General features: G+C 61.5%; 5 protein-coding genes and 1 tRNA gene. 4 read left to right on the plus strand and 2 right to left on the minus strand.

Annotated features, from left to right (window positions below):
- Nucleotide 1: 1 nt before the first annotated feature.
- Nucleotides 2–325, minus strand: coding sequence for an acyl carrier protein (locus JMN37_RS05720; RefSeq protein ID WP_252931331.1), 324 nt, complete (start codon nt 323–325; stop codon nt 2–4).
- A 22-nt stretch (nt 326–347) separates the two neighbouring features.
- Here JMN37_RS05720 and JMN37_RS05725 point away from each other — a divergent pair, with 22 nt between their 5' ends.
- The gene (locus JMN37_RS05725) at nt 348–1349 is read left to right on the plus strand and encodes an alpha/beta fold hydrolase (protein WP_252931332.1); all 1002 of its coding nucleotides are present in this window, start codon (nt 348–350) and stop codon (nt 1347–1349) included.
- A 3-nt stretch (nt 1350–1352) separates the two neighbouring features.
- Complete coding sequence (locus JMN37_RS05730; protein ID WP_252931333.1) at nt 1353–2258, plus strand: Rib/alpha-like domain-containing protein; 906 nt, start codon at nt 1353–1355, stop codon at nt 2256–2258.
- 3 nt (nt 2259–2261) lie between these two features.
- Here JMN37_RS05730 and aceE read toward each other — a convergent pair whose 3' ends face one another.
- A complete protein-coding gene (gene aceE, locus JMN37_RS05735) occupies nt 2262–4988 on the minus strand; it encodes a pyruvate dehydrogenase (acetyl-transferring), homodimeric type (RefSeq protein ID WP_252931334.1) in 2727 nt (908 codons plus the stop codon).
- 204 nt (nt 4989–5192) lie between these two features.
- On the opposite strand from aceE, the gene JMN37_RS05740 reads away from it, so the two are divergent.
- Nucleotides 5193–5621 carry a DUF3052 domain-containing protein gene (locus JMN37_RS05740; RefSeq protein ID WP_070362150.1) on the plus strand — a complete coding sequence of 143 codons (429 nt, stop codon included), beginning with the start codon at nt 5193–5195 and terminating at the stop codon, nt 5619–5621.
- 67 nt (nt 5622–5688) lie between these two features.
- Nucleotides 5689–5764 (plus strand) — tRNA-Val (locus tag JMN37_RS05745).
- The last annotated feature ends 390 nt before the right edge of the window (nt 5765–6154 follow it).

Raw genomic sequence — 6154 nt, forward strand, 5'->3', positions numbered from 1 at the left:
GCTACGCTCCTTTGTATTCCTCGTGCCCTTCAATGTAGGCGCATAGCTCACCCAGCGTCGAGTGCTGCCGGTAGGTTTCCTCATCAATCGGCACACCAAGCTCTTGCTCGATGCGCACCGCAAGCTCAATACGATCTAACGACGCCACCCCGGCACCATCCAGCGTGGTCTCCCGGTCCAGCGCTTCAGTGTCCTCGCCGGTCACCCGCTCAATGAGGCGCGTGAGCTGAGCGAACGCGGAGACGTCCTCGGTGTTCGCGGTCGGGTCGGAGGGGGCGTCCTCAAGCTGGAGGGCGCTCAAATCTAAGCGTTGTGAGAGTTCCATACCCACATAATAAGGTGGAAGCATGCTGCAAACAGTTGCCTACCTCCGATCGCTGACGCCGAAAGCGCGCCGACAGCTCGTGGAAACCCGCGAACTGCTGCACACCGGCGACGGCGAATACGGGCTCAAGCCCGACCGCGAAGGCGTGCTCACCGTCGACGCCGGGGGAGAGAGCGTCAACATCCACTGGTACGAGCTCGGCCCCGAGGACCCGGATGCCGTCACCGTCGTCTACGTCCACGGCTTCAACATCGCCGCCGAAGAATTCTTCCTGCAAACCGAAGCGGTCGCAGGCCACGGGGTGCGCCAACTGCTGCTTGACCTGCGCGGGCACGGGCAGACTGGCAAAGTCGACCCCGAACTCTTAACCATCGACGCCGCCGCCGACGACGTCGCCTCCGTCATGCGCGAACGCAACGTGCGCGGACCCTCCATCGTGGTCGGGCACTCGCTCGGCGGGCCGATTTCGCTTTCGATGATGCGGCGCTACCACCACGAGTTCAACCTCGCCGGCTCGGTGCAGATCTCCAGTGCGGTCGAACCCTTCACCGTCCAAGGCCTGCCGCAGATCCTCGCCGGACCGATCGGGCGCTTCATCGAAGGCGTCGTCGCCGTGACCCCGCACTTCGCGGAAGGTGTGCGGCAAGTCGTCACCGACATGCTCACCCCGGTCCTCGCGCTCGGGTTCTACTTTCGGCCGATGAGCTACCAACTGGTGCAGTTCCACGCCGCCATGATCCGCGAAACCCCGCTGGAAACCTACGCCGGCTACTTCGAGGACCTGCTGCACCACTCAGAACTCGACGCCGGCGAGGTGCTCAGCACCATCCCCGGCTACATCCTCGTCGGTGACCACGACGCCGTCACCCCGGTCTCCCAAAGCGCGAAGCTTCACGAAATTTGGCCACGCGCCTACATGCAGGTGCTGCCCGAAAGCGGCCACATGCCGCCCCTCGACGCGCCTGGCGCCGTCAGCACCGCCATCAACCGACTCATCCAACGCATTACCGAAGACGCGAAATAACCCATGAACTACACACTGCTCGCCGCCACCACCGCTGCAACCTGCGCCATCGCCTGTGCCCCGTACGCGGCGGCTGTTACCACGGACGCTGACCGTTACCAGCCCACGTTCCAAACCGAGCCCCGTTACGTACCGCTGGTCCCAGGTCAGCTCTACACAGAGAGCACACGTTTCACCCCGACCGGGGCGCCGGAGGGGACAACGTTCTGGGTCGCCGGCGGGGGAGAAACGCAGGGGGTGCCCATCGTTGCCACGATCGAAAACGACACGACCCTTGTCGTGCGCCTCCAGTTCTTCAACTGCGACCAAGTCGAAGCCGGGCAGCTCTACGCACCGAGCTGCACCACCGTCCAGCGCGGCGAAAACACCCGCAACCTCGACATCGGTGTGAAATACCCAGACGGGACCACGGAGTACATCAGCGTGCCGGTCTCGCTCGTTGCCGACCAGCGCCTGATCTACGAACCCGTCTACAAACCAGTCGAGGTCGCCCACGGCACATCGTTCACAGCGACGCCGTTCAACCTTCGCGATCGCGTCGAGCTCCCCACCGACGCGAAGTTCGAGCTCATCGACCCACCAGCCGGGTGGGACCTCTCCATCGACCCCGTCACCGGCACCGTCAGCGGCACCGCCACCGACGCCGCACGCACCCCCTCGACCGTCGAAGTCCGCGCCACCTTCGAAGACGGCACGACCCGCACCGCATTCCTCCGGATCAGCCACGACGGCCCCAACCCGCCAGAGCCGACGCAACCGCAAACACCCCCAGCGGACTCGAACGGCTCCTCGGGTTCGAGGGCGCTCGTCATCACGCTAGGGGTGCTCTCTACGCTCGCGGTGGTCGGGGCGCTGTTCGCAGCGTTGGCGCCGAACATTCCGGCGCTCGCCCCGTACCTCCCGCGCTAGCCCTTAGGCTTCGGTTGGGTCGTCGATCTTCAGGTCCTTCGCGGCCTGCGCGGCAACATCCATCTCGATCTTGCCCTCGTTCGCCAGGCCCATCAGCGCCGCAACCACCATCGACTCGGCGTCAATATTGAAGTAGCGGCGTGCCGACTCACGCGTATCCGAGAAACCGAACCCATCCGCACCAAGCACCAAGTACTGGCCCGGCACGTACGGGCGGATCTGCTCTTGCAGGTCCGTGGCGAAGTCGGACGTCGCAACGTAAGGGCCCTCCGTCTGCTTCAGCTGACGGGTCACGAACGCCTCGCCGACGTCCTCGCCCGGGTGCAGCAGCTGCTCGTTGGCCACACGCGCACCGTCGCGCGCGCACTCCACCCAGGAGGTCACCGAGTACACCGAGGCGCCCACATTGTAGTCCTCCTGCAGGATCTTCTGCGCGCGAAGCGCCTGCTGCATACCAATGCCGGAAGCAAGCAACGACACGTTGTGCTCGTGCTTCTCGCCCTCGTCGAACAGGTAGATGCCCTTGTGCAGGCCCTCAACGTCGAGGTTCTCCGGACGCGCCGGCTGATGCGTCGGCTCGTTGTAAACCGTGATGTAGTACATCACGTCCTCGCCGTGGCCGTCGCCGTACATGCGCTCGATGCCCTTGGCAATCAGGTACGGCATCTCGTACGCAAAGGCAGGATCGTAGGTGACCACCGCCGGATTTGTCGACGCCAAAATCGGCGAATGACCATCCATATGCTGCAAGCCTTCACCAAACAGGGTGGTGCGGCCAGCAGTCGCGCCGATGATGAAACCGCGCGTCATCTGGTCGCCAGCGGCCCAGAAGTTGTCGCCCGTGCGCTGGAAACCGAACATCGAGTAGAAGATGTACATCGGGATCATCGGCTCGCCGTGCGTCGCATAGGACGTACCGGCCGCGATGAAGGACGCCGAGGAACCATCCTCGTTGATGCCCTCGTGCAGGAGCTGGCCGTCCGCCGCCTCACGGTAAGACAGCTGCAGGTCGTGGTCCACTGGGACGTAGTTCTGGCCCTGCGGGTTGTAAATCTTCAGGGTAGGGAACCAGGAGTCCAGGCCGAATGTGCGCGCCTCATCCGGAATGATCGGCACCACTCGCTTCCCGATCTCCTTATCGCGCATCAACGCCTTAAACGTACGCACCAGCGCCATCGTCGTGGCAACTTCCTGCTTACCCGAGTCCTTGAACATGGCCTTGTAAGCCTTCTCGAAGTCCTGCTGCTGCTCCAGAGGCGTGAACTTCACACGACGCTCCGGCAAGAACCCGCCAAGCTCCTCGCGGCGCTCCTTCAAATACTTGATCTCCGGAGCGTCCTCGCCCGGGTGGTAGTACGGCGGCAGGTACGGATCCTTCTCCAGCTCCTCGTCGCTGATCGGCACGCCCTGCTTGTCGCGGAAGCGCTTCAGGTCCTCCAGCGTGAGGTTCTTCATCTGGTGCGTCGCGTTACGACCCTCAAAGTTGTGGCCCAGGCCGTAGCCCTTAATCGTGTGCGCCAAAATGACCGTCGGCTTGCCCTTCGTCTCCAACGCACGCTTGTACGCCGCATAGATCTTGCGGTAGTCGTGGCCGCCGCGGCGCAGCGCCCAGATCTCCTCATCCGACATGTCCTCGACCAGCTTCAGCGTCCGCTCGTCGCGGCCGAAGAAGTGCTCGCGCACAAACGCGCCATCATTGGCCTTAAACGTCTGGTAATCACCATCCGGAGTGGTATTCATGACGTGGACCAGCGCACCGTCCTTGTCCTTCTCCAGCAGCTCATCCCACTCGCGGCCCCACACAACCTTGATCACATTCCAGCCAGCGCCAATGAAGAAGGCCTCCAGCTCCTGAATGATCTGGCCGTTGCCGCGGACGGGGCCGTCGAGACGCTGCAAGTTGCAGTTGACCACGAAGGTCAAGTTGTCCAGGCCGTACAGCGACGCCATGTGCAGCAGACCGCGCGATTCCGGCTCGTCCATCTCGCCGTCGCCGAGGAACGCCCACACGTGCTGCTGATCCGTGTCCTTAATGCCACGATCCTGCAAGTACTTATTAAAACGTGCCTGGTAAATGGCGTTCATTGGGCCCAAGCCCATCGAGACCGTCGGGAACTCCCAGAAGTCCTCCTTACCGTGTGGGTGCGGGTACGACGGCAGGCCACCCTGCGGACGCGAATGTTCCTGACGGAAACCATCCAGATCATCCTCAGTCAGACGACCCTCTAGGAACGCACGCGCGTACATGCCCGGGGAAGCATGACCCTGGTAGAAAATCTGGTCGCCGCCCTGCTCAGCGTCCTTGCCGTGGAAGAAGTGATTAAAACCAACCTCATACAACGCCGCCGCCGACGCATACGAGGAAATATGGCCACCAACCTTCACACCCGGACGCTGCGCGCGGTGCACCATGATTGCCGCGTTCCAACGCATCCAGCGACGGTAACGCTTCTCAATCTGCTCATCGCCAGGGAACTCCGGCTCCATCTTCGTCGGAATCGTGTTCACGAAATCCGTCGACGACAACGCAGGCAAATCCACTCGCTTCGCCGACGCCCGCTCCAACAGGCGCAGCATCAAAAATCGAGCACGCTCCGGCGTGGACTGGTCCAGAATCCCATCAAACGAATCAATCCATTCTTGGGTCTCTTCCGGGTCCGTATCGTGCAGATACGAAGCGACACCCTCGCGGATCAACGGGATGTTGGAGTCATTATTGTGTTCAGCCAAGGAACGTCCTCCTAACGTTTCGGGCCTGCAACCAGCGAGGCACAGGCGGGAATGAAAACCTGCAAAACAGGATACGTGGTTTCAGCCAATTGCGTTGAACGTCACAAAACTCGAGGGCCCCCGGAGGCCGTCGCATATTTGTCCGGTAATGTGTAACCCGCAGATGTACACTAAACGGCATATTTGCATACAACACTCATCTCATTGGGAGGAATAAGAACGTTGGGCGCCAACGGTGTCGATACATACGCTGACCGACTAGGGGTCAATCAAGGCGAAATCGTCCAAGAAATCGGCTGGGACGACGACGCCGACGCAACCATCTCCGAAGCGATCGAAGACCGCATCGGCGACCAACTCCTCGACGAAGACGCACAAGACCTCTGCGACATGATCCTGCTCTGGTACCGCGAAGACGACGGCGACCTTGTCGACGTCCTCGTCGACTGCTCCCGCAACCTCGACGACAACGCCCGCATCTGGCTCATGACCCCAGGCGCCTCCAAGCCCGGCGGCGTACAACCCGGCGTCATCTCCGAATCCGCCCAACTCGCCGGCCTGGTCCAAACCACCGCCGACCGCTTCGGCGAATGGCAAGGCTCCTGTCTCCGCTCCGCCGGTGTGCCAAAATAGGCGTTTACCTGCCTATTTATTGTCAATTTTGCGATCGGTAGAAGCTTTGTTAAAGTCTCTACCCAGCGCGCCGTTAGCTCAGCTGGAAGAGCAACTGGTTTACACCCAGTAGGTCGGCGGTTCGAGCCCGTCATGGCGCACCAGGTCAAAGGCCCTTTCCGAGGAATCGGGGAGGGCCTTTTTTACGTCGCCACGACACTTCTTCTTTGGCTTAAGAGACATTTTGTGTGTAAACACGGCGTGTCGCGATAAGGGACATTTTGTGTGTAACTAACTACGTCCGGCCCACCGTTTTCTCGACTTAAGTGACAAAATGTGTGCTTTTCTCGGCGTGTCGACTTAAGTGACAAAATGTGTACTTTTTCAGGGGTTGGGATGGGTGGGTTGTGGGGTGTTGTGCTGGGGTTATGAGCGTCCTGCCCAGCCGTGTCGGATGGCCCAGGAGGGGTTGAAGTCGGTGTCGATGCCGGTGTCGTAGACTTTCGGCCGGCCGTCGGGTGAGTTGGCTTGGTCGCGTTCACGCATGTGTGCCT

Origin of the sequence: Corynebacterium lipophilum, from assembly GCF_024102595.1 — a bacterium.
Lineage (GTDB): Bacteria > Actinomycetota > Actinomycetes > Mycobacteriales > Mycobacteriaceae > Corynebacterium > Corynebacterium pseudogenitalium.

Bases quoted from the DNA above. Each gene is read 5' to 3' on its own strand.
- JMN37_RS05720 (WP_252931331.1), bottom strand. From the start codon at position 325: ATGGAACTCTCACAACGCTTAGATTTGAGCGCCCTCCAGCTTGAGGAC.
- JMN37_RS05725 (WP_252931332.1), top strand. From the start codon at position 348: ATGCTGCAAACAGTTGCCTACCTCCGATCGCTGACGCCGAAAGCGCGC.
- JMN37_RS05730 (WP_252931333.1), top strand. From the start codon at position 1,353: ATGAACTACACACTGCTCGCCGCCACCACCGCTGCAACCTGCGCCATC.